Here is a 21,010-nt window from a genome sequence, read left to right on the forward strand (position 1 = left end):
CCCTGACACCTTTTACATCAAAAAATATTTAAGCTATTATCGTTTTATTTGATGGAGGTTGACCGGTATCATTTTCAATTCACAGTAGCGACCATAACTTGCATTGAGATAAAAATAGATGTTATGAGAAAAATAGTTGCATGGTGCTTGGTCTTGTTGCTGGCCTCATGTTCAAGCACTCGATTTGTTGATAGCTGGAAGAATAACGAAGTTACTGTATTCAGCCCCAAAAAGCTGTTGGTCATTGGTATTACCGATAACTTGACGGCCAGGAAAATCTTTGAGGAAGAGTTGCGATTGGCATTTATCAGGAAAGGCATAAATGCATTTGAGAGTACCGAAATCATTGATGAATCATTTTCGGATACCAAAAGGTCGGAGGAAGAGATACAGGATATGACGGATGAAATAATAGAGCAAGGTTTTGATGCGGTGGCCATAACGGCCATTAAAGGAGTGGACGATAAAGTGGATTATCGTTCCGATTATTATGATATAAGATATAGTTGGTACCGTTTTGGCCGGTATTGGTACTTATATCAGGATGTGTACCATACTCCGGGATATTATTCCCAATATAAGGTCTATCATGTAGAAACCGCAGTATATGACCTGCTTGGGGAGGAAAATCATGCTTTGGTCTGGGTAGGGTCTTTTGATATTATGGACCCAACAAGTATAACGATTACCGTGGATGATTATGTGGAACGCATAATAAAGCAGATGGAACGGGATGGCCTGCTGTTAAAGTAATGGAGGCTGTTCACTCCCGTTAAGGGCAATGATTTAGATCATTTGAAGTAATAAGTACATTACGGATATTTAGGTATTGATAATCAATATCTCATGTACCATGGAAAAGATTAAAATAGATAGTGGGCAGGAGCTTCCCTTTCAGGAAAGGGTAGCAGAAGCTTTTTCGGAATTGAGACAACTGAAACAGCAAGATGACACGCATGCCTTTGGCAACCATCTTATTGCCATTTTGCCCGAAGTGAGAAGCTATATGACAAAAAGATTCAATACCGCCTTGGGAAAAGGAATGCTCCCCAAAGGAAAATACAAGATTGATGATTTTATCGATCAGCTCTTTTTGGAAGCGTTTGAGCATTTTGATGAGGTGACCAATAAATGGGACCTAAATCCATGGCTTTTTAAAAAGGCGGATATGCTTTTGGATGAAGTGATCGAGGAAGAGGAGTTCGACGAGGTTTTCTTTGAGAACATTGATACGTATTCACAGTTGGAATGGAAATCAATGGAGGAAAAGTTCAGTACGGATGGTGATGGTGACTATGTGATGTTGGAAGAATTGGATGATATCTCCTACCATGGTCGTGATTATTTGCTCAAGAATATTTTTCTTGACGAGGACAAAAAGGACCTCATGGCAAAACTTGATCGACAACAGGAAAGGGACACCATTGCCAAACATATTGACTTGGTACTTTACCATATGTCGGAACAGATGCAGTCCATTTACCAACTTTATGCGGAACAAAGGTTTGGTGTTCGTGAAATCGCCAGAATCAAGAATATTGCAGTAGAGGAGGTACAACAGCTTTTAAACAAGGCCAAGGAGCATTTGGAAAGCAGCTTATATTACAGGTTTTTAACGGATAATGTTTAAATAAAATGGAACGAAACCCCAATACGGAACTATTGCTGGAAGCCAGTTTGGACAGCCTACACCGGGAGAGTAGGGAATGGCTCGATACCGTTGCCTTTTGGAAGGACGAGACCCGTTTTTTCAGGGATTTGTTGGAAAATAAAAAGAAAAGCTTTGGGAACTTGTCCGAGTATGGAAAAATCCTTGAGGATTTAAATCAGCTCCACGAAGGTTTATATGATTATTTGGTCGATGATATTTCAGAACATGAAATATTTTTGGGTAAGGTGTTGAAAACGGAAAAGGGCATTGCGGATGCCGAATATCGTGAGAAACATCAAAAACTGAAATCAAGAATAAATATTTTCGAACGTGATTTCAGGGCCTTCAAACGGATGGTGTTCGGTTATGTAAAAGCATTGTAACAAGGTTGCTGTCGCAAAGAATTATTTGGTTCCAAGAAAAATCAAAAGCCCATTTCAAGTGGTTTTACGACTTTGTGAAAGTCAATATCAAGATCAGGGATGGTCAAAAACGTTCCATTGGATATAAAAAATGAACCAGACTTTGTATTTCGAAAGTTTCGATGGGCTGAATCATGGGCCATAGAATTGAAATGGCAGTTTTGAAAATGTATAAAACAATGACCTAGTGAAAACGATAGTGTATGCCACCGACTATTCCCCTGCATCCATTGCAGCTCTTTTGTATGCCGACGGAATTACAAAAGTATTGGGAGTTCGTATGGTTTTGACACATGTGTACCAGTTATCCGCTATTTTGGGGTCTACTGCGGAAAAAGCTTTTCCGGAACTTTCAACGGCATCCAAAAACCAAGAGCGTAAAAAATTGAAAAACTTCTATGAAAAATATGTCGGCAAGGTCGAGGACGGTTCATTGGTTCGGTTTGAGCCCGTTGAGCATACATCAGTGGTTAAAGGAATTGTCACCAAGGCAATGGATTGGCACGCTTTTGCCATTTTCATGGGAATGAAAATGGAAAATAAACTTCGGGAAGTCATTGTGGGGAGTACGATTAGATCACTTTTTGGAACGTCGCCCTGTCCTGTATGGGCCATTCCGAGCGATACGATATATGCACCATTGGAAACCATTGTTTACGCTTCCGATTTTGAGGAAGAAGATATTTATGCCATCCGTAGTCTGGCAAAAATGGCCAGCCCTTTTAGGGCCGAGATACGGATAGTCCATATTGCTACGGAACAAGAATTTACCGGGGCTACCCAAATGGACTGGTTTAGGGAGTTTTTAGGAAAAGAGCTATCCTACAAGCATATTAGATTTGAATTACTTCTTTCCAACAACGTTCAAAATCGTCTGGTGAGCTACCTCAAAGAAGAGGATGTTGATCTTTTGGTCATGCTGGAACGTGAAGATAAAAGTTTTCTTAAAAAATGGTTGCGAACCGATATGGTCAACAAAATGGAATCCTATGGGAAGATACCTTTATTGGTATTTCGAGAGCAGAATCATCAAATATTTTATTTTACGCCGTCGTATGAATAACTGTCCGGCATAAATACATACCTGTCCTCCTTTCTCCAAAAACCGGTTGACGGCGTACAAGATTCACGATGTTTTTTGGGGATACTGCCATTGTTCTTTACATGATTTATTTGATCCAAAACCCATACTGATCTGGGTCATTGGATAGGGCTCGATGGTAACCTAACTTGCTTGATATCATCTAAAAGACATGAGCTATGAAACGAATATATCTACTACTGCTGTGTGGGATTTTGTTTTCTTTTATGGGAACATCACAAACCATTGAAACCATCAATACCCCCATCATCAAAGGATTGGACGAAGTGGCCCCCTTCAGCGAAGGTTTGGCGGCTGTGCGACAAGGAGAACTATGGGGCTTTATTGACAAGACCGGTGAATTGGTCATAGATTTTAGGGACGATGTGGTGTGGAACAAAAACCCAGATCCCGACCGAACCGATATCAAAGGAATACGATATCCGAGGTTCAAGAATGGATTATGTCCCATCCAGCAAACCAAAGATGAAGGCATCGTATATTATGGTTTTATGGATTATCAAGGGCAGGTCGTGATAGAACCGGAATACTTGAATGTTACCGAGTTCAATGATAACAGGGCCGTGGGAATCTATTGTCGAAAAACCTTCCGGGGCAAAAACAGTTTTCAACTGAATATTTATGAGTACACCTTTACAGAGGCAATTTTGAATACCGAAGGGGAAATTGTGTGGCCGATAAAAACGAGGGATGGCATTTCAATGATAAAGAAAAGGTATGAGATGCCCGAATTGACGGCCTCTTTGATTTCATCAGATCTTATCGCTATTAAAACCAAGGACAATGATTTTGAAATCAGCCTTATAAAAACCCTGGATCAAAATCATGAAAAGCTTGAGAGATAAAGTGGCCGTGTGACTGGAGGGGCTTCGGATCAAAGCAGATACGTTACCGGTGGTACCTATGTGGTGGACAGAGGTATGCTCGTAGCATGACATGTTCCAACGGTTCAAAGGGTTTCAGTTAAATTCCCGAGTTTATTACAAACCGCTTTGGCAATAGCCAACAAGACCTCATTACTAATCCCGCCATTGAGACTATTGGGGGGCCTAGCAGCACTTGCATGCTCTTATCTTCATTCCCACGCACGATGACATTACAGCAAGCATTGTATCAATTTTAAGCGCAACTATTTTTTGTACTTGAAATTCCACAAGGTTGACCGAGATCATTTTAAAAGTGCCTTTTATATATCAACTTTAGGATTATATTTTAAAAACTGGAATTATGGCACTGGACTTTAACAATTATGCAGCTGCTGGCAATGCTTTTCTGAAAGAATATGCCAGACACCTGGGCCTTGGAGATGATACCGATAAGGCAGGCAGGATTTTTGTTTCGATTATGCATGCCTTACGTGAAATTATTTCCATGGAAGAATCTTTGGACCTTTTGGCCCAATTGCCCATGTTCTTAAAGGCAGCCTATGTCAATCAATGGAACCCCAAAAAAACGAGACCCGAAATCAAACACATGGATGAGTTCGTTGAATTGGTAAAAGAAATGGATGGCAAGACGGCAATCATTGATTATGGTGAGGAAAATGATCTTGCAGAGACCTATATCGATACCACATTTATCTATCTAAGAAAATATGTATCGCTGGGAGAAATGGAGGATATCCGTGATGGGCTTCCCAAAGACCTTAAAAACATGATCTATTCCAACTTGATGTTTTAGGTTTTTATCACATTGATTACGCACGGAAGACTCAAGTGTTCCCGTATGGGTTTCGGAATGGTTTTATGTGGAATGTAACCCTAAAAAATGGTATTATGGACAACTATGGAATCAGACCCCTTGACAACTATATTTTCGAGGCCGATTGGCAGCAACTGTACATACTGACCGAACATTGGCTCTCAGATTTATATTTTTATAGGGACGATCTCAGGTTTTTACATCATTTGATCGATAATTACTTCAAATGGCTAACAAAAGCTGAAAACATCAATAAAGTTGTGGCCTTGGAAACAAGCTTGCTTGTTTTGGAAAAACAAGGGGTTGGACTGATCCAACGTGTAAAAAAGCACCTGGAACACCTGTCAGGGTTGATCGATGATCCCTTTAAGTATGATTCACATACATTTAGACAGGAACACCAACAATTGGAAAATGATCTTTCAAGTTTTGTCAAGGATTTTAGAGTCCATCGAAAAAGTGTATTTGAGATAACAGAGTACTTGATGGATGCCGATGAGGTGAAAAGTCATCTTTTGAAATAAGGTCAGGAAAATGTCCTTACCAATAAAAAGAAACCGGAACACCTAAATGTTCCGGTTCCAAAGAAGAAATTACTCTATCCAATGACCACTTACACTGGAAACTACTCAGATTTATCGCTAAACCTTTTCACAACTCAAAAAGTATAAAGAATATCTGTAGCTTCTCCTTTTATCTTTATTCCTTCGTTCAATTGTCCTACCCATTAAAGTTTAATGAGCTTAACAATGATGGTTCTAAATTACAATATGAGATCAGGCTTTGAAATGACCCAGATCAGTTCAAGTCATTATTTTAAAGTTTTAACATTTGTTCAACACATCCTAAGGTAAGATCAGTGGATTGCTCCTTCTGTCTTTTTGTGCTCGTTTAATGCTATTTCGGCCTTGTAAATATTGTCGATGCCCTGTAGCAGGGCATCAGGGTTAAAGGAAATACTGTCTATGCCCTCTTTTACCAAGAATTCTGCAAATTCAGGGAAATCGCTGGGGGCCTGTCCGCAAAGACCTATTTTGGTGTTGGTCCGTTTTGCGGAGGCAATGGCCATGGAAACCATCTTTTTGGCAGCAGGATCGTTTTCATCAAAGAGATGTCCCATGATTTCCGAATCACGGTCAATGCCCAAGGTCAGTTGGGTAAGGTCGTTGGAACCGATGGAGAAGCCGTCAAAGATTTTTGCAAATTCATCCGCCAAGATAACATTGCTGGGTATTTCGACCATGGTGTAGACTTCCAGTCCATTCTCACCTTTTTTCAACCCATATTCCTCCATGATCTGAAGTACTTTTTTGCCTTCGGATACCGTGCGGCAGAAGGGAACCATAACCTTTAAATTGGTGAGCCCCATGACGTCCCTTACTCTTTTTATGGCTGCACATTCCAAGGCGAACCCTTCTTTGTACCATTCGCTGTAATAGCGGGAAGCTCCCCTGAAACCGAGCATGGGATTTTCTTCCTCAGGCTCAAAATCCTTTCCACCGATGAGGTTGGCATATTCATTGGTCTTAAAATCGCTTAACCTAACAATGACTTCCTTTGGATAAAATGCAGCTGCAATGGTAGCAATGCCCTGGGAGAGTTGATGGATAAAATATGCTGTCTTTTTTTCATAACCCTTGGTCAGTTTTTCAATCTTGTTTGAGGTTCGCTGATTTTTGATGTCATTGAACCTTACCAAAGCCATTGGGTGGATTTTCACAAAATGGGTCACAATAAATTCCATGCGAAGAAGTCCTACGCCATAATTGGGATAGAACGAGAGTTGGAATGCATTTTCGGGGTCGGCCAAAATCATCTTTACCTCAGTTTTGGGCATGTGAATATTTGAAAGATCAACTTTGGTTCCTTCAAATTTCAATGTCCCGCTATATACATACCCAGTTTTTCCCTCCGCACAGGACAAGGTGATGGTTTGGCCATCCCGTAAAATCGTGGTGGCATTGCCACAGCCAACAATGGCAGGCACTCCCAGTTCCCGGGCCACAATAGCGGCATGACTGGTTCTGCCCCCTTTATTGGTAATGATACCGCCGACTTGCTTTAATAATGGGTCCCAATCAGGGGTAATGTTATCGGTAACGATAAAATGTTCGGTTGTCAAGTTTTTACTTTCCTTGGGTGATTGTAGCCGAAGGACCTTTCCATTTTTTATTTTTGAACCTACTGCATTTCCTGAAACCAGGGCAGTGCTTTTTTCAAGAAGTTTGTACTCGATGTAGACCTTCTTTTCCCTTCCCCTATGAACGGTTTCGGGTCTTGCCTGGATAATGTACAGTTCATGGGTCGTCCCATCTTTTACCCACTCAATGTCCATGGGTTTTTTATAATGTTCTTCTATGGTCAACGCCCATTTTGCCAATTGTATGATTTCATTGTCCGAGAGTACAAATTGTTGCTGTTTTGATTTTGGAGTTTTGATATTTATGGTAGGACTACCCCTTTTTTCTGTATTGTAGACCATGGTCAATTGCTTGTCACCTCGTTTTTTTTGAAGAATTGGAAAATGTTTACTTCCCAGTGTGGGCTTAAAAATGTAGAATTCATCGGGAGTTACATTGCCCTGTACAATGTTCTCGCCCAAACCCCAAACCCCTGAGAGCAAAATTATGTTTCCAAATCCGGATTCTGGTTCAATGGTGAATCCCACACCGGAACAACCTTCATCGGCACGAACCATTTTTTGGATACCGACCGATAGTGCCACATTACTATGTGCAAAGCCTTTGTCATTCCGGTATTTAATGGCCCTATCGGTATAAAGGGATGCAAAACATTTTTTTACGGCCTCCAAAACATCTTTTTTGCCCTTTACGTTCAAAAAGGTGTCGTGTTGTCCGGCAAAACTGGCATGGGGAAGATCTTCTGCCGTTGCACTGCTCCGAACGGCTACTGGGAGAGCGGCATTTTCACAAAGCCTGTCATAGGCTCTCATGATTTCATCGGATATGGGTTTGGATATGTGGCCTGATAGGATAAGCTCCCGAGCTTTTCTCCCTATTTCCTTTAGGTTGATATATGTACCGGTATCCAAACGGTTAAGGATTTCCTTGAGGGAAATCTTTAGGCCATTGTCATCTAGAAAATGCCAAAAAGCATCTGATGTTGTGGCAAAACCATTCGGAACACGAACACCTTTCCCTGACAATTGATTGTACATTTCACCTAAAGAGGCATTTTTTCCGCCTACTATCGGTACATCATCAATAGTAATGTCGTTGAAAAACTTGATATACATGATCGGGTATTGTTTTAGTACACCAATTTCACAATCAGCGACGCCTTATACAATGATCTACGTCAAGTCTTTTAGGTCCAATGACATCAATGAAATTTTATAAAAATCTGTTTGTCAGTTGTTTGTGTTGTTTTATTGCAGGTGATTGGAATCATTGTCAAATGGGGGGCAGTGGCATAAATTCATATAATATCAAAAGGGGAATTATTGATTTTCCCAAAAAAACAGTATTAACGAAAACACTAAAATCATGAGAAAAATTCTATTTGGTCTTTTGACCATTGGGCTTGTAATTCCGTTGCAGTCCCAAATCACAAAAACAGAAGAATTATCCGAAGTGGTTGTCCATGCAACCAATTACAAGTACTTGAATAGCCTCGATACTGAAGAGGAAGCTTCCATCTCCGTTGAATTATTGCGACGAAAAGTAGCTGCTTTCGATGTGAAGGGATCGGACTTTTATCAAGATGATTATGAGGTGTACAACGTGGACTTCTTTATTCCAGAAGGTAAAATTTTGGCGGCCTATGATAAGGATGGCAAAATTATACGTACTGTGGAAAAGTTTAAGAACATTAATCTTCCATTAGCAGTAAAAGAAGCCATATTGGACAGGTTCCCAGAATGGACCATCACCAAAGATGTTTATCTCGTTAGATATCATGAGGGCAAAGATGTTAATAAGAGGTACAAGTTGAAGTTGGAAAATGGAGATAAGGTACTTCGAGTTAAGGTAGATGAAATGGGAGGTTTCCTATAAACATTTGCTTTAAGCAAACAATAAACAATGACAAAATAACAATATCATGTCAGTATTAAAAGTAGTAGAGATTTTAGGAAACTCCACAGTAAGTTTTGAGGACGCCATAACAAACATTGTTGCGGAGGCATCAAAAACAATCCGGAATATCAAATCTGTATATGTAAAGGATATGCAAGTATGTGTCAAGAATAATAGCATATCGGAATACCGTGTAAATGCCAAAGTGACTTTCGGAGTTGTGGAGGAATAAGGATCTATCTGTTTTGGTTAGTCGCTATGGTCCGGATAGGTTCGTTGCCTTTTCGGGCCATATGTTTTTATCACTTGAAAAACTCTAGTTAAAAAAACAAATGGGTGATCAGCGTCATTGTAAACAAGTGGTGTTACCATTAAATTAATATGAAATTCAATTAGTTATGGCAAATATTATAGAAACATTCGATGAATACGTGGCACAGTACGAACAGTGGTATGAAGATCACCCCGAAGTCTATCGATCAGAACTGCTTGCACTGCAACAACATTTTCAGGAACTTCCACAAAACTTAAGAGGTATTGAAGTCGGTCTGGGTACTGGAAGGTTTTCAGAGCCCTTGGGAATCAAAGAAGGTATAGAACCTTCTATTGAGATGGCGAAGAAAGCCCTTCAACGAGGAGTAGAGGTAATGAAAGGAAAAGCTGAGCACCTGCCCTATGCCTCAATGCAATTTGACTTTGTGCTGTTTGTCACAATATGCTACTTTAGGAACCTAAAAAGAGCCATATCCGAGGCATATAGGGTATTAAAACCCGGTGGGGCCATTATTGTGGGTTTTTTGGATAAGGAACAAAACATTGCGCAATCTTACATGGACAAGCGCAACAGAAGCAACTTCTATAAACAGGCGACCTTTTATTCGGTGGAAAGAGTAGAGGAGTTGCTCAAAAAGTCCGGATTTAGAAATTTGACATACAATCAAACCCTTTTTGGGGAACTTGGGGAAATCAAAGAAGTACAGACGCCAAAGGACGGGCATGGCGAGGGGTCTTTTATAACCGTAAAAGCTGTGAAGTCATGACTGAATTGATGCAACATAAGGTGGGCAATGAAATAAAGGTTTTGGCCCCAACACTTGGTAAACTTTTCAGGGACAATCTTGGAGTTCTGAACGATATTTTGAAGGAAAGGGCCTGTGATAAAGTAACCCATTTTGATTGCTTGATGCGATTCGAGCTTACCGCAACCGATACGACCGATCTTTTACTTCAATTTCTTTCAGAGGTACTTTCTTTGGGCTATCGACAAAAGGCTCTTTTCTGTAATGCATATTTTCCCGAATTGACGGAAAAAAAAGTGGATGTACGATTATTTGGAATATGGACGGGCCCATTAGATGAGAACATTAAAATAAGTTGCGACGATGCTTATGTAAAGAAAAATGGGGACGACATCTGGGAAAGCCGAATCCTTTTTGATCTGTAGTTTGGTTGGCAAAAAACGGTATTGTGGATTTCCAACATAATATTCTCACCCTGAAAGCAAACGATCCTTGTTTCCCGTATGACTTCGAATCGTGGGATCAATGGTCGGGCACACCATTCAATTCTTCCAACAATTCAATCGCTTCCTCTTCGGAAACTTGTTCGAAATTCGAATAGAATTGTCCCACGGCCCTGAAATTATGAGGTGTTTCCAAACAGATGACCTTATCTATAAAGTTGGAACCTTCAAGATTCTGAATTGCTCCAAGGGGAGCAACGGGAATGGCCACGATTGTTTTTTTTGGATGTTGACCATGGACCAATTCGGCAGTAACCTTTAAGGTATTCCCAGTGGCCACCCCATCATCCACGATAATAATGTTCTTGCCTTGCAATGCTATGGGAGGACGGCCCTTGTGGTATAGGTCATATCTTTTTTGTAGCTTCTTCCGAATGTTCTGTGTTTCTTCGGCGATATACTTTTCGGGGATATCAAGATGCTCGTTGATAACCATATTTTCCAAACTTACCGCGCCTATAGCATATTCCTTGTTGAACGGGTGCCCTATCTTTTTTGATAGTACAACATCCAATGGTGCGTTCAATGTCTTTGCAATGATAACCCCCAAAGGAAGCCCGCCTTTCGGGATGGCAAGTACCACAACGTCTTTGCCCTTAAATGCTTTTAGTTTTTCTGCCAGCTGTAGAGCGGCGTCAATTCTGTCTTTGAACATTTTCCTTCATTTTTTCGACTCATTTTATAAAAGTGGGTCAGTGGATATTTTATTCCTTGGTTTTACAATTTTTATACCATGAAGCTAGGGTATACGACCTTAAACATCAATGATATACATCATTCAGGATATGACTTTTCAAGTGATCCTGATCATTTCCGGCACTTGCTGCTTTTTCTACTTTTATTGTATTGATCATAGTTTTTAACAGCTATGAAGAACTTGAATTCCCTTTTGTTTGAAGATACCAAGGACACCTTGCCTTAAATAACTGATAAATCTATGTATTATGAAAAAAGTACTGCTTCCCACCGATTTTTCCAGCAATGCTTACAATGCCATTGTATATGCGTTGAAGCTCTATGGAAACACTGAATGCGTTTTTTATCTGTTACATACCTATATGGTACCTGTTTATACCTCGGAGTACAATATGGCAAACCCCTTGGGTATGGATTTGCTCGAGGTCTATGAAAAGCAGTCCATGGACCAGTTGATCGCACTAAAGGAAGAACTATTGATTCACCATAATAATCCAAAACATCGATTTGAGGTCCATAGTGCTTTTGGCATCTTAACAGATGAAATATGGCAGCTAGTGGAAAAAGAGGGAATTGATGTGGTTGTCATGGGGACCCAAGGAGCAACAAGTGCCGAAGAAGTTTTGTTGGGAAGCAATACGGTACACACCATAAAAAAGGCCAATTGTCCGGTCATTGCTGTACCTGAGGACTTTGCTTATGAAAATCCCAAGCAAATTTTATTCCCAACGGATTTTGAAGTGGACTACAAAGCCCAGGGAATTGAAGAGTTACTGTATTTGGCCAAGGAACATATAGGGTTTATCAATGTCCTGCATGTGGGAAGAGGCATTAAAATGAAAGATTTTCAAAATAAAAACAAGGAACTCCTTGATCAACGGTTAAAACCTGTTGCACATCTATTTCATGAAGCCCCAAAAAATGAAGTTGTTGAGGGAATCAATGAATATCAACTGAAAAACAAGGTCAACTTATTGGTGATGATGATGAACAAGCACACTTTTTTGGAAAGCCTGTTCATCAAACCTGTAATACGGAATATAGGGCTGCATCTCCATATCCCCTTTATGGTCATTCCGCAATTATGAGAGGAGTTGAGGTGAAATGTGGAAGAATAGACCGATGAGGCCATTTATGGGCAATTTTCGGTAGTTATTAAGTAAATGAAAAAAATGGAACCATGACTTCAAAAATTTCAGAAATGAATAATAGCATAAAAGCATTGGCAAGTGTGAGCAAGACGTTGGAGGGAATATACGACTTGGATGCACTGATCGAAAACCTATCCAGGTCCAGACTTGTATTACTTGGAGAGGCTTCACATGGAACCCATGAGTACTATACATGGAGAACTGCCATCAGCAAGCGCCTCATTGCCGAACATGGCTTCAATTTTATTGCTGTGGAAGGGGACTGGCCAGACTTCTACACTGTTAATCGCTTTGTTAAGCATCATGCAGAAGCTGGGGCCGATGCGGTTCAAGTATTAAAAAAGTTTAATCGATGGCCTACATGGATGTGGGCCAATTGGGAAATTGAAACCTTGGTAAATTGGCTTCATGAGTACAATGGAAAACTTTCAAGTTTTGAAAAAGTCGGCATCTATGGTCTGGATGTATACAGCCTTTGGGAGTCCATGGAAGCCATGATCGACTATCTAAAGGACCATGATCCTAAGTTATTGCCCGAAGCCAAAAGGGCCTTGGGGTGCTTTGAACCCTTTGGGGACGAGATGGGCATGGCCTATGCAAGGTCACTGCATAGGTTAATACCAAAAACCTGTGAAAATGAGGTAGTGTCCCTGTTGAGAAGTATCAGGCAGCGGATGGCCAATTTCAATACCGATATGGAGGCCTCGCTGAACATGGAACAAAATGCCCATATAGCCAAAAATGCCGAAAAATATTATCGTTCCATGGTTTCGGCGAACCAAAGTTCCTGGAACCTCAGAGACAGGCACATGATGGAAACATTACGGCGGTTATTGGATTTTCACGGACCTGATGCCAAAGCCATCGTTTGGGAGCACAACACCCATGTCGGCGATGCGCGAGCAACCGATATGGTGCAAGAAGGGTCTATTAACCTAGGACAGTTGGTCAGGGAAGAACTGGAAATGTTCAACCCTAAAATTGTAGGTTTTGGTTCTTTTTCTGGAACAGTAGTGGCCGGGTCGGAATGGGGTGCCCCCATGAGAAACATGCATGTGCCAAAAGCAAGGGAAGGTTCTTGGGAATATCTATTGCATTCGACCGGAAAAGGAGATCAAATAGTATTTATGGATGAACTTAAGGAAAGCTCCATGTTTATGGACCCCATTCCACACCGGGCAATAGGAGTGGTCTACCATCCTCATTACGAACATGTTGGAAATTATGTACCGTCAATAATGCCAGAAAGATATGATGTGTTTATACATTTGGATGTCACCACTTCCGTCCACCCTATGAGGATGTTTTTGGATAAGTCACAATTGCCCGAAACCTATCCCTGGGCTTTTTAAATAGCAGTTGATTGGAGTGTTCCCGATCGGATAGAAAGCATAAGTAAGGACCGCTTCCATTTTTTAGGAAAATTTTAACAAAAAAAGAGTACGGAACTGATCTGGGTCATCTCCCAGGACAGTTATATGGATTACTTTAGTGCAACATTTGATATTCAAAAGATATTGAATGTAAAGGTTCTTAAATCTTGTGAAAGACTTGAGAACTGGTGGAGATAAAAAATTGTTCATTGAACCTTTTGATTTTTGAATCTGTTTGGCAACAAACTTGTTCGGATTTTAATGTAAGTGGTAATTGACAAATTTTTATTTTCACGGAACTGGGGTACGCAAGTGCCCCAGTTTTTTTATGACCATACCCGATATATCAAAAAAGACAATTCATGACCGGATGGTATGTTCCTTGGCATAAGAGGTAGCATCACTTGCCATATTTCGGGCGTCCTTTCTCCTTTTAGTCTTCAAAATCCGCTATGCGCTGGAGTTTCTCTTTATCCAATAATGTGAGCTTTTTTCTGCTGTCCGTCCCGATAAGCCCAATTTCTTTAAATTTTGTAAGTGTCCTGATAGCGGTTTCTTTGGCGACCCCTATCATTGAGGCTAGGTCTTCCCTAAGGATATCCACTCCTTTTTGGTTTTCATCCTTCAATATACCCTTTTCATGAAGTTCCAATAGTGCTTTGGCGGTACGTCGATTAACCGATGAGTAAGCAATGTCAATCAATTTTTCTTGTAAGTGTACCGTATTGCTGGAAATAATTTCAAGGAACTTATTGGCAAGTTCCATGTCGTGGTGGATCAAATTGACAAAATCTTGCTTGGGTATATCCAACACTTCGGCATATTCCATTGTGATGGCAGATTCAATATAAATGCCTTCCTTACCAAGTAGGGAAAGTTGACCAAAAAAATCACCTGGACCATACCAACCGGTAACTATTTCCTTTCCGCTTTCGGCTACCCTATAGGTTTTTACATTGCCTTTTTCTACAAAATAAAGATGATGGGCGGCATCCCCTTCCCGAAATATGATATCCCTATCCTTGAAGTGCTTGTTTTCTCTGCTGCTTGAAAGAAGTTCTTCATCCAGATATGCTGAAGCTTCCTTTAAGAATAAATTGAGTCCCTTGGTGTTCTTATCGACCCTTTGTCGCAAAAAGGCGTTTTTTTTCAGACGAATCTCCAAGGCCTTTAAAAGTTCTTCCGTTTTAAAGGGTTTGTAAATGTAATCATCGGCTCCAAGGCTCAAACCCCGTCTAATATCCTCCTTTTGGTCTTTGGCAGTGAGAAAAATAAATGGGATGCCCGCTGTCCTTTCATTTTGACCCAATACTTCCAGAACCGTATATCCATTTGCTTCGGGCATCACGATATCACATATGATGATATCGGGAAGTGCTGTCATGGCCATTTGTATACCCACTCTACCATTTTCTGCTGCAATAACCTCATAATCGTACAATTCGAGAAGTTCCACGGTGTTTTCCCGGAACTCGGGATTATCTTCGATGATCAGTACCTTTTTCATTTTTTTTCATGTTTTTCGGAAGTTCCAATTCAAAGGAGCTTCCCCTGTTTTCTTCGCTTTCAAAACGTAAGGCACCCTCCATCAGCTCGGTATATGACTTGATAATATGCAATCCAAGACCTGTTCCAGCAATTTCCAGACTGTTTCGTGCCCTGAAAAACCTTTTGAAGATATATTGTTTCTCTTCTTCCGGTATCCCTATGCCTTGGTCCCTTACACGTATGATTACCTTTTGGTCCTTCCCATAGATTTGTAACAGGATAGGTTGTCCTTCGTTGGAGTACTTGATGGCGTTGCTCAATAGGTTCAAAACGATATAGCGAATCAGTTTGGGATCCAGATACACTTCCAGTTTGGTAACATTGCATTCCAATTCCAGTGTTTGCCCCTTCTTTTTATCAATGCCCACTTCTTCCAAAAGGGTTTTGGACAATTCCAATAGGTTAAAGTATTTGGGTGTTGCCCGGGTCGCCCCTTCTTCTAGTTTGGTCAATGAAAGAAAGTCGTTCAATAGGTCTGTCAGATGCTGAACATTGGATTTTATACGTTCCAAATGGAACATACGCCTTTCAATTTTTTCAGGAGTGTCAAGCTTCTCGATAAGAGAAGCGGAGGAAAGAATGATGCTTAGTGGCGTTCTGAACTCATGGGATGCTGTACTTATAAAGCGGCTCTTAAGTTCGCTGAGCTCTATTTCTTTGATGAGATTGTCCTGGATGGTTTTTTCATTTCGTTTTCTTTCCGAAATATTGAACAAGACCAAAAGAGCGAGAGATGCCTCCCCATTTTCTTTGAATAGGGGCGTGGTGTTGACCATATAGCTGTCCATTGCATCTTCAAAATCAAAACTGAGGTGTTTTCCCTTCAAGGTTTGATCGATATGCTGTTGGAGCAGTGATCTATTTTTTTGGGATATACCTTTCAGGTCATGGATTCTGAGCGCTTCATTTGTTTCTATTTGGTCCTGTAAATGTTTGAACGCTGTACCTTCGAAAAAGGTAATCTCCATTTTTTGGTCGACCAAAAGGATAGAGCCTTTTGGGAAATTTTGAGCAATATTCAGTAGAATTGTCTCATGGATCTCCAATTTCTCTTCGGCCATTTTGGTCTCTGCTATCTGCGTGATGAGGTCAAAATTGGTCTCTGTCAATTTCTTAAGGGTTTTTTTTAAATCCTTGTTTCTCCGTAAAACTTTTTTTTCCAATTCTTTGGAATACCGCTCCAATTGTTTGCGACTTAGGATCAAGTTTTCCTGAACTCTTTTTTTTTCAATGGCCAAACCGGCCAAATTGGCCATCTCCTCTATAAGTTTTCCCATTTTGGAGCCTGTACGGAATGGACCTTGACGAAAAATGGACAATATCCCGAGCACATTGTTTTCAGCGTCCAACAAGGGATAGAAACAGGTCCATTGGATACCACTATGTTTGAGGACATCCCTGTATTTTGACCATGTAGGTTCTTTGAAGATATTGGGTACAACTTCTCTTTTTTTGGATTGTACCGCCCTTAAAGAGATACACGAAGCAGACTCCGATGTAATTTGGTCCAGTGTTTGCTCGAAAAGCTTTGAAGCCGACCTACCGGAAATCCGCTGCAGTTTATGTTCTGTTTCATCATATTCAGCAATTGTTATGATACCGACACTGAGTTGTTGCTCCAAAACTGATTTCATACGGTCGAATATCCGTGTCAAACTCCTTTTTTCAAGAATCATTTCCAATACCTCATTCTTTATTTTTCGTATGAATTCAAGGTTCTTTTTTTCGGTAATATCGTTTTGGACACCTATAAAATGGGTTACTTCGCCTGTTTCGTTCCGTATCGGGGTAATGGAGAGTTGATTCCAAAACATGCTGCCGTCCTTTCTGTAGTTTCGTATCTCGACACGGCATGGAGATTTGGACTTCAATGCTTCACGTATGTCGATTATTTCCCTTTGGTCTCGATCGTCATTTTGAAGGAAATTGCATTTTCTTCCAATGACTTCATCGTGGGTATATCCGGTAATACTTTCAAAAGCTTTGTTTACATAGATGATTGGAAATCCTTCCAACTGCGCATTGGATATAATTACCCCATTTTGGACTTCGTCAAGTGCCCTATCCCTTATGATGTTGATTTTTCCCCCTGTAATTTGTTCTGTGATATCTTGAATGTATCCCTCTAGGAAAATGGTTCCTTTTTTGTTTTGGATCGCGACCCCGGTTTCGTTCACCCAGTGTACTCTTTGGTCCGTGTCCAAAACTCTGTAGGTATGTCGAAATTTCGTTTTATTGTCCAAGGCTTTTTGGATAGTGTTCTGAACATTTTCACGATCCAGTGGATGGATGATATCCGTCCAGGAAACTCCATCGGTCGTACAAAATGCTTCGGGCTTATGTCCCGTGACCCATTGGCATTCCTCGCTTATATAGAGCATGGTCCTTCTAGGATCATTTTTGCACTTAAAAACAATACCAGGTAGGTTTTCCACAAGGGTGCGCAACTTCCTATCCCCTTCAAATAAAGGGGAATAGTCTTGTTTCTTATTGAAGTTTTGCCCCTGCATAACCTTCTTTTTTTGAGGCTATACCATACTACAAATGGTTTCACTTGCTTTTATGATCCCGGATAGCATCGGTGTTCTCCTTTAATGGGCTGATATCCTCTTCCAGCTTAACCAAAAGAGAACTTAAGTATAATATGAACTAAAAGTAAGTGTTTATAGTGGTGTACACCATGATGAAAATCAACTTGTTGCTGATTTATTGGAATGGAATTGTTCTTAAGGACGGGATGTTTTCAAAGGATAAGAATGACTCATGTTCGTGTTCAACATGTGATTCCGATTCGTTTTAAAAATTGGGAAACTATCAACGAAATACCTCCAAATAAAAGTGGCCAACCCATCTCCGACCATGATATCCTTACCAAGGAGAGTGCCCTTGCCATTACAGGGGAAAAATATGCATTGTGATGGGTAAGGTTCATCCCTTAAAAATTGTTCAGTTTACAATTAGAAATAAGGTATCCCCATTGGTCATCACCTTTTTTGTTAGTGAAACGGCAATGGGGATACCAAAAAAATCGAAATCTAGGAGACCTTTATTACTTTTGGTTGTTGTTTTTTGGCTTCCTCTTTCTTGGTCAATTTGAATCTTAGAATCCCATTATCATATTTTGCCTCTACAGCCTCATCTTTAATACTATCGGGCAGTTGGAGGGAGCGTTCAAAAGATTCGTGACTGAATTCTTGTCGTGTATACTCTCCTTCTTTTTCCTCTTTTGTCGCGGACTTTTCTGCAGAAATGTTCAAACACCCATTTTCCATGGTAATGTTGAAATCCTTTTTGTCATAACCAGGTGCGGCCATTTCAACCTCAAAGTCGTCATCGGTCTCTTTGATATTTATGGCAGGGACAGAGGTTTTTCCGTTCCAAAATCTTCCTTTCCACGTTTTTGGGTCCCAAATGCGATCTTCGAAGAAATCATCAAGGTCGAAAAAATCCGGACCTATAAGTCTTCCAAGGGGTCTTCGTTTAAATTTTACCAGTGACATAATTCAATTTTTTTAGTTATACACTATCCATTAACGGTACCTAAATTAAAATACGCTTTTCTGAAGTAAAATGACCTGGGTCACCATGGGGCACAATTCGGATGGGATTCTACATATGTATTTATACTGTAGGGATTGATGAAAATCATTTCTTTTTATGTGGATTACCGATAAGTTTATATCAAAACAAAAATGAAGTCCATTGTCTGTGCCACGGATTACTCGTCAGGTTCGGTTTCCGCACTGAAAATGGCGCATGTGCTAAGCGATAAACTTCATGCGAAATTGGTGGTTCTGCACGTATTTGATTTGAATATTGCCTTATTGACACCGTTGAGCATGACCTATCAAAAAGTGGTGAACGAGGAATTCGGCAAACATTATGAGCGGCTAGAGGATTTTTGTAAGGCCCATATAGGATTGGATTCCTCCACTAAAGAGCTTGAACTTGTTGTCAGGGAAAACCCTATAATTAGCGAAGCCATCACGGATGTGTTCATTGGTTTTGAAGCATTCCTTGTGGTCATGGGAACAAAAGGTACAAGTGCCCTAAAGAATTTGATCATGGGAAGCAACACTGCGGCCATGATTAAAAAAGGCTCATGTCCCTTAATGACCGTACCTCCAGACCTAAGTAGTTTTTCCTTGGAAAGAATCGGTTATGCTACAGATTATGATGATGGTGACATCCCTGTTTTATCATGGCTTGTCAAGCACATTGTGGCTCCTTTGGGGAGTTACTTACATGTCCTCCATGTTCATTTGCGGGATGTTGAGGCGGGGGAAATTCAAATGAATCGGTTCAGAGCCTTGTTGAAACAAAAGATTCCATATAACAAGATTGGATTTGAGTTAATGTATGCCAAACACATTTCCGATGCTTTGATGCAATATCTTGAACGGGGGGAGGTCGATATTTTAATCATGTTGGAGCGAGGCAAAAAAGAAACATTCGCTCATATCAACATGGTCAAAAAAATAATGAGACAAACCGCTATTCCATTGCTCAGTATAAACGAGTCCATGGTTCAATGAAATAATGTAGTGATATCTACCCTAAAAAAGGAAGGCGAAAATGTCAACTATTGGTGCGATCGAGAGTGGATTGCTTAGCGGATGATGTTCGAAACAAATAATTAGTACCTAATGAAAAATATATTATTGCTCACCGATTTTTCAACAAATGCATGGAACGCTTTATATACGGCGGTAAAGTTATATGCTGCATGGGATTGCAAATTTTATCTTCTGCACACCTTCGAGCCAAAGGATTGGAAGATGGTGCATAATCAGGGCGACTCGGAAGATTTTGAAATTAATTCTCCCGTTGAGCATGACTTAGAAGAGCGTATGGAAGAAACCAAAAATTATCTTATTAAACATAACGATAACAGTAATCATTCCTTTGAGGCATTACTTATGGCTGGCAGTTTGGTCGATACGGTTAGGGTATTGATTTCAAGATATGATTTGGATTTGGTCGTGATGGGGACGCACGGGAAGACAGATTCCAAAAAAGTATTTGCTGGAAATAATGCCCTAAATGTACTAAGACAAGTAATGAACTGTAATATATTATTGGTTCCAAATTCCTTTGACTTTCAAAGATTGAGAACTGTTGTATATCCTACAGAGTTTAAACATTTCACTCCTAAATATGTACTGACACCCTTGATTGAATTGTTGCAAAAATGGCAATCAGAGGTACATGTTGTACATGTGGCGAAGGACTTCAGATTAACGGAACAACAAAAAATGAACAAGGTCACCCTGAAGAAAAGACTCCAAGGATTACAGGTTAACTTTGATCAAGTAAACCAGTCCGCTTCGGTAATAGAAGATATACTTGGGGAAACCAATTTCGTTGGATCGGATATGATTGTTGTTACAAAGTACTCCCATGGATTGTTTGAAAGTTTGATACATGAACCTATACTTAAAAAGATAGGCTCCAAGACGAATGTCCCCTTATTGGTGATGCCTGATTTCGAACCTCAATGGAAGGGTTGATAGTAGATTATTGGAGTATTGAGTATATTTTAATACGGATAACCATTTGTTCAGAGATCGGTGTAGGATAGGACAATATTATTTGTAGTAAGCATAATCCATTGCTTGAGGTATCTTGTTTGGGAGGTTTTTAGCCCCATGGTGACAAATAGAAGTATAAAAAAACCTCCAGTTCTGGAGGTTTTTATTTTTAGTTGTGCAAAGACAATATTTATAACGACCAAGCTTTTCCGCCGGTCAATGTCTCTAGGTCGCCACAGGGAACGTACTCCCCGGGAATGGGCAAATAAGCCAATA

Annotated in this window: 22 protein-coding genes; 16 read left to right on the plus strand and 6 right to left on the minus strand. The window is 40.3% G+C overall.

Going from position 1 to position 21,010, the window contains the following annotated elements; all coding sequences use genetic code 11:
* The first annotated feature begins 123 nt into the window (after window positions 1-123).
* The 7 genes from J0X13_RS14920 (at window position 124) to J0X13_RS14950 (ending at window position 5,400) form a co-directional block, all read left to right on the plus strand.
* Window positions 124-753 carry a hypothetical protein gene (locus tag J0X13_RS14920; protein ID WP_207072182.1) on the plus strand — a complete coding sequence of 210 codons (630 nt, stop codon included), beginning with the start codon at window positions 124-126 and terminating at the stop codon, window positions 751-753.
* A 100-nt stretch (window positions 754-853) separates the two neighbouring features.
* A complete protein-coding gene (locus J0X13_RS14925; RefSeq protein ID WP_207072183.1) occupies window positions 854-1,630 on the plus strand; it encodes a sigma-70 family RNA polymerase sigma factor in 777 nt (258 codons plus the stop codon).
* Window positions 1,631-1,635: 5 nt separating this feature from the next.
* Window positions 1,636-2,034, plus strand: a complete 399-nt coding sequence (locus tag J0X13_RS14930; RefSeq protein WP_207072184.1) for a hypothetical protein — start codon at window positions 1,636-1,638, stop codon at window positions 2,032-2,034.
* Window positions 2,035-2,260: 226 nt separating this feature from the next.
* Entirely contained in the window at window positions 2,261-3,136 is an 876-nt protein-coding gene (locus J0X13_RS14935) for a universal stress protein (RefSeq protein ID WP_207072185.1), read from the plus strand.
* Window positions 3,137-3,333: 197 nt separating this feature from the next.
* Window positions 3,334-4,020, plus strand: coding sequence for a WG repeat-containing protein (locus tag J0X13_RS14940; protein ID WP_207072186.1), 687 nt, complete (start codon window positions 3,334-3,336; stop codon window positions 4,018-4,020).
* Between the two features lie 382 nt (window positions 4,021-4,402).
* On the plus strand, window positions 4,403-4,855 hold the full coding sequence (locus J0X13_RS14945; RefSeq protein WP_207072187.1) for a DUF2267 domain-containing protein: 453 nt from the start codon (window positions 4,403-4,405) through the stop codon (window positions 4,853-4,855).
* Between the two features lie 95 nt (window positions 4,856-4,950).
* Complete coding sequence (locus tag J0X13_RS14950; RefSeq protein ID WP_207072188.1) at window positions 4,951-5,400, plus strand: hypothetical protein; 450 nt, start codon at window positions 4,951-4,953, stop codon at window positions 5,398-5,400.
* A 332-nt stretch (window positions 5,401-5,732) separates the two neighbouring features.
* On the opposite strand, the gene ppsA is transcribed toward J0X13_RS14950, so the two are convergent.
* Complete coding sequence (ppsA, locus tag J0X13_RS14955; RefSeq protein ID WP_207072189.1) at window positions 5,733-8,132, minus strand: phosphoenolpyruvate synthase; 2,400 nt, start codon at window positions 8,130-8,132, stop codon at window positions 5,733-5,735.
* A gap of 250 nt (window positions 8,133-8,382) precedes the next feature.
* Between ppsA and J0X13_RS14960 the strand changes: the two genes are divergently transcribed.
* The 4 genes from J0X13_RS14960 to J0X13_RS14975 all read left to right on the plus strand — a co-directional run bounded on the left by J0X13_RS14960 (window position 8,383) and on the right by J0X13_RS14975 (window position 10,357).
* Window positions 8,383-8,892, plus strand: a complete 510-nt coding sequence (locus J0X13_RS14960) for a nicotinate-nucleotide adenylyltransferase (protein WP_207072190.1) — start codon at window positions 8,383-8,385, stop codon at window positions 8,890-8,892.
* 46 nt (window positions 8,893-8,938) lie between these two features.
* Window positions 8,939-9,145: a dodecin family protein gene (locus J0X13_RS14965; protein WP_207072191.1), complete on the plus strand. Its 207-nt coding sequence runs from the start codon at window positions 8,939-8,941 to the stop codon at window positions 9,143-9,145.
* 166 nt (window positions 9,146-9,311) lie between these two features.
* Window positions 9,312-9,953 carry a class I SAM-dependent methyltransferase gene (locus J0X13_RS14970; protein WP_207072192.1) on the plus strand — a complete coding sequence of 214 codons (642 nt, stop codon included), beginning with the start codon at window positions 9,312-9,314 and terminating at the stop codon, window positions 9,951-9,953.
* Window positions 9,950-10,357, plus strand: a complete 408-nt coding sequence (locus J0X13_RS14975) for an archease (RefSeq protein ID WP_207072193.1) — start codon at window positions 9,950-9,952, stop codon at window positions 10,355-10,357. The genes J0X13_RS14970 and J0X13_RS14975 overlap by 4 nt, the downstream gene beginning before the upstream one ends.
* Before the next feature lie 97 nt (window positions 10,358-10,454).
* On the opposite strand, the gene J0X13_RS14980 is transcribed toward J0X13_RS14975, so the two are convergent.
* On the minus strand, window positions 10,455-11,090 hold the full coding sequence (locus tag J0X13_RS14980) for a phosphoribosyltransferase (RefSeq protein ID WP_207072194.1): 636 nt from the start codon (window positions 11,088-11,090) through the stop codon (window positions 10,455-10,457).
* 289 nt (window positions 11,091-11,379) lie between these two features.
* Between J0X13_RS14980 and J0X13_RS14985 the strand changes: the two genes are divergently transcribed.
* Window positions 11,380-12,219, plus strand: a complete 840-nt coding sequence (locus tag J0X13_RS14985) for a universal stress protein (protein WP_207072195.1) — start codon at window positions 11,380-11,382, stop codon at window positions 12,217-12,219.
* Window positions 12,220-12,332: 113 nt separating this feature from the next.
* Window positions 12,333-13,634, plus strand: coding sequence for an erythromycin esterase family protein (locus tag J0X13_RS14990; protein WP_242535754.1), 1,302 nt, complete (start codon window positions 12,333-12,335; stop codon window positions 13,632-13,634).
* A gap of 454 nt (window positions 13,635-14,088) precedes the next feature.
* Here J0X13_RS14990 and J0X13_RS14995 read toward each other — a convergent pair whose 3' ends face one another.
* Together J0X13_RS14995 and J0X13_RS15000 are read right to left on the minus strand one after the other, a co-directional pair.
* Window positions 14,089-15,162: a response regulator gene (locus tag J0X13_RS14995; protein WP_207072197.1), complete on the minus strand. Its 1,074-nt coding sequence runs from the start codon at window positions 15,160-15,162 to the stop codon at window positions 14,089-14,091.
* Window positions 15,134-17,713: a PAS domain S-box protein gene (locus tag J0X13_RS15000; RefSeq protein WP_207072198.1), complete on the minus strand. Its 2,580-nt coding sequence runs from the start codon at window positions 17,711-17,713 to the stop codon at window positions 15,134-15,136. Before J0X13_RS15000 ends, J0X13_RS14995 begins: the two co-directional genes overlap by 29 nt.
* A gap of 246 nt (window positions 17,714-17,959) precedes the next feature.
* Between J0X13_RS15000 and J0X13_RS15005 the strand changes: the two genes are divergently transcribed.
* Complete coding sequence (locus J0X13_RS15005; RefSeq protein ID WP_207072199.1) at window positions 17,960-18,121, plus strand: hypothetical protein; 162 nt, start codon at window positions 17,960-17,962, stop codon at window positions 18,119-18,121.
* Between the two features lie 117 nt (window positions 18,122-18,238).
* Here the strand turns inward: J0X13_RS15005 and J0X13_RS15010 are convergent, their stop codons facing one another.
* Window positions 18,239-18,703, minus strand: coding sequence for an Hsp20/alpha crystallin family protein (locus J0X13_RS15010; RefSeq protein ID WP_207072200.1), 465 nt, complete (start codon window positions 18,701-18,703; stop codon window positions 18,239-18,241).
* A 192-nt stretch (window positions 18,704-18,895) separates the two neighbouring features.
* Here J0X13_RS15010 and J0X13_RS15015 point away from each other — a divergent pair, with 192 nt between their 5' ends.
* The gene (locus J0X13_RS15015) at window positions 18,896-19,738 is read left to right on the plus strand and encodes a universal stress protein (protein WP_207072201.1); all 843 of its coding nucleotides are present in this window, start codon (window positions 18,896-18,898) and stop codon (window positions 19,736-19,738) included.
* Between the two features lie 111 nt (window positions 19,739-19,849).
* On the plus strand, window positions 19,850-20,713 hold the full coding sequence (locus J0X13_RS15020; RefSeq protein WP_207072202.1) for a universal stress protein: 864 nt from the start codon (window positions 19,850-19,852) through the stop codon (window positions 20,711-20,713).
* 50 nt (window positions 20,714-20,763) lie between these two features.
* On the opposite strand, the gene J0X13_RS15025 is transcribed toward J0X13_RS15020, so the two are convergent.
* Window positions 20,764-21,010, minus strand: a 247-nt coding sequence (locus J0X13_RS15025) for a hypothetical protein (protein WP_207072203.1), incomplete at its 5' end; no start/stop codon positions are given.

The sequence above is a fragment of the [Muricauda] lutisoli (nom. illeg.) genome, from assembly GCF_017313105.1.
GTDB classification, from domain to species: domain Bacteria; phylum Bacteroidota; class Bacteroidia; order Flavobacteriales; family Flavobacteriaceae; genus Flagellimonas; species Flagellimonas lutisoli.

Bases quoted from the DNA above. Each gene is read 5' to 3' on its own strand.
- J0X13_RS15005 (WP_207072199.1), top strand. From the start codon at position 17,960: ATGACTCATGTTCGTGTTCAACATGTGATTCCGATTCGTTTTAAAAAT.
- J0X13_RS14930 (WP_207072184.1), top strand. From the start codon at position 1,636: ATGGAACGAAACCCCAATACGGAACTATTGCTGGAAGCCAGTTTGGAC.
- J0X13_RS14995 (WP_207072197.1), bottom strand. From the start codon at position 15,162: ATGAAAAAGGTACTGATCATCGAAGATAATCCCGAGTTCCGGGAAAAC.
- J0X13_RS14970 (WP_207072192.1), top strand. From the start codon at position 9,312: ATGGCAAATATTATAGAAACATTCGATGAATACGTGGCACAGTACGAA.
- J0X13_RS14945 (WP_207072187.1), top strand. From the start codon at position 4,403: ATGGCACTGGACTTTAACAATTATGCAGCTGCTGGCAATGCTTTTCTG.
- J0X13_RS15010 (WP_207072200.1), bottom strand. From the start codon at position 18,703: ATGTCACTGGTAAAATTTAAACGAAGACCCCTTGGAAGACTTATAGGT.
- J0X13_RS14920 (WP_207072182.1), top strand. From the start codon at position 124: ATGAGAAAAATAGTTGCATGGTGCTTGGTCTTGTTGCTGGCCTCATGT.
- J0X13_RS14990 (WP_242535754.1), top strand. From the start codon at position 12,333: ATGAATAATAGCATAAAAGCATTGGCAAGTGTGAGCAAGACGTTGGAG.
- J0X13_RS15000 (WP_207072198.1), bottom strand. From the start codon at position 17,713: ATGCAGGGGCAAAACTTCAATAAGAAACAAGACTATTCCCCTTTATTT.
- ppsA (WP_207072189.1), bottom strand. From the start codon at position 8,132: ATGTATATCAAGTTTTTCAACGACATTACTATTGATGATGTACCGATA.
- J0X13_RS14925 (WP_207072183.1), top strand. From the start codon at position 854: ATGGAAAAGATTAAAATAGATAGTGGGCAGGAGCTTCCCTTTCAGGAA.
- J0X13_RS14985 (WP_207072195.1), top strand. From the start codon at position 11,380: ATGAAAAAAGTACTGCTTCCCACCGATTTTTCCAGCAATGCTTACAAT.
- J0X13_RS15020 (WP_207072202.1), top strand. From the start codon at position 19,850: ATGAAAAATATATTATTGCTCACCGATTTTTCAACAAATGCATGGAAC.
- J0X13_RS14940 (WP_207072186.1), top strand. From the start codon at position 3,334: ATGAAACGAATATATCTACTACTGCTGTGTGGGATTTTGTTTTCTTTT.
- J0X13_RS14980 (WP_207072194.1), bottom strand. From the start codon at position 11,090: ATGTTCAAAGACAGAATTGACGCCGCTCTACAGCTGGCAGAAAAACTA.
- J0X13_RS14965 (WP_207072191.1), top strand. From the start codon at position 8,939: ATGTCAGTATTAAAAGTAGTAGAGATTTTAGGAAACTCCACAGTAAGT.
- J0X13_RS14950 (WP_207072188.1), top strand. From the start codon at position 4,951: ATGGACAACTATGGAATCAGACCCCTTGACAACTATATTTTCGAGGCC.
- J0X13_RS15015 (WP_207072201.1), top strand. From the start codon at position 18,896: ATGAAGTCCATTGTCTGTGCCACGGATTACTCGTCAGGTTCGGTTTCC.
- J0X13_RS14960 (WP_207072190.1), top strand. From the start codon at position 8,383: ATGAGAAAAATTCTATTTGGTCTTTTGACCATTGGGCTTGTAATTCCG.
- J0X13_RS14975 (WP_207072193.1), top strand. From the start codon at position 9,950: ATGACTGAATTGATGCAACATAAGGTGGGCAATGAAATAAAGGTTTTG.